This is a genomic window from Streptosporangium sp. NPDC001681 (assembly GCF_040298085.1).
Classification (GTDB): Bacteria; Actinomycetota; Actinomycetes; order Streptosporangiales; family Streptosporangiaceae; genus Streptosporangium.
On sequence record NZ_JBEOZN010000330.1, the window covers coordinates 1 to 1,143 of the forward strand.

The 1,143-nt window shown below is 66.1% G+C and carries 1 protein-coding gene; it reads right to left on the reverse strand.

The window, feature by feature from the left end:
- Positions 1-120 precede the first annotated feature (120 nt).
- On the reverse strand, positions 121-549 hold the full coding sequence (locus tag ABT130_RS47655) for an RICIN domain-containing protein (protein WP_189647684.1): 429 nt from the start codon (positions 547-549) through the stop codon (positions 121-123).
- Between the last annotated feature and the right edge of the window lie 594 nt (positions 550-1,143).

The window sequence follows — 1,143 nt, forward strand, 5'->3', positions numbered from 1 at the left end:
CTCGCGATCCGCCCTCTCACAGCGTTGAGGGAGCGGCCAGCCGCGTGGAACCGCTCGGCCTGGCCGCTTGGCTTGGCCGCGCCACGCTGATTCAGCAGGCGTCCGCGCCGCCTTCGGGTGCTACGGGGCGGCCTTGAGCAGCCACAGTTCGTTCTCCTCGGAGCCGGGGTTGGCCTGGACCACGCGCTCACCCGGTTCCATGGAGGCGTTGGCGACCGCCAGTACCTTGCCGGAGTGCTTGGCGATGAGTCGGTAGACGCCGGCCACGTGCTCCTTGAGATACCAGATCTGGCTGGGGCTGCCGTTGATGGGCCACTGCATCGCGAAGTTAGAGTTCTGGGAGGCAAATTCGATGTCCAGGGCCTGGCCGGAGTGTTCGGCGATGAACTTGTATCCGCCGTCGGCGGGTTCGAGGCGGAAGATCTGGTTGGTCCTGCCGGTGGGGGTCCACTGGATCACCCAGGCGCCATCGTTCATGGCGTTGTAGATGACGTCGAGGGCGAGGCCGGACTTCTTGTTGATCAGGGTGGCGCGGGCGGGGATGGTCATGGGGGTCCTCTCGAACTGGGGCGGGAGGGATAGCGGTGTGCCGTCTCGTCTCCATAAGAGACGATTACGTGCGAGAAATCACCCTTTGGTTGCGGCCACTTGCGGACAGGGTTCCACTAGGGTCGGGTCACCTCCGCCGCGCCCTCGCACGGCTGCAGCTCGCTCCACCCTCGCATGGCCATGTCCCGGTACCTGCAGCAGTCCGCCAGCACATCCGCACCGGCTGCTCGAACTCGGAGGAGGGCAAACGAAACCAGCCGCCCGCCCGACCCTCTCGTGGCGGCCCAGCGGGCCATGTGGAGCACATCCCACAGGCGGCCTGTCAATCGTTGGCGATGCCCTTGCGGCTATTGTCTGCCTCGTCCTAGGCCACGCAGTCCTCCCAGGCCGCGCGGGTGAGCGCCATGGGCGCAAGGAACCCTGCTTCGCGCGCCAGTGCGCGGGGGACCTCTACCAACGCGCCGTCCTCGATTGCGTCAGCACGGTGTTAACGGTCACCCAAAATGAGGATGGCCGGGACATCCAGCGTGAAGACGGCCAGGCGAGCAGAAGGCTCTGTCAAAGGGTCATCGCCTCGCGATCCGCCCTCTGAGA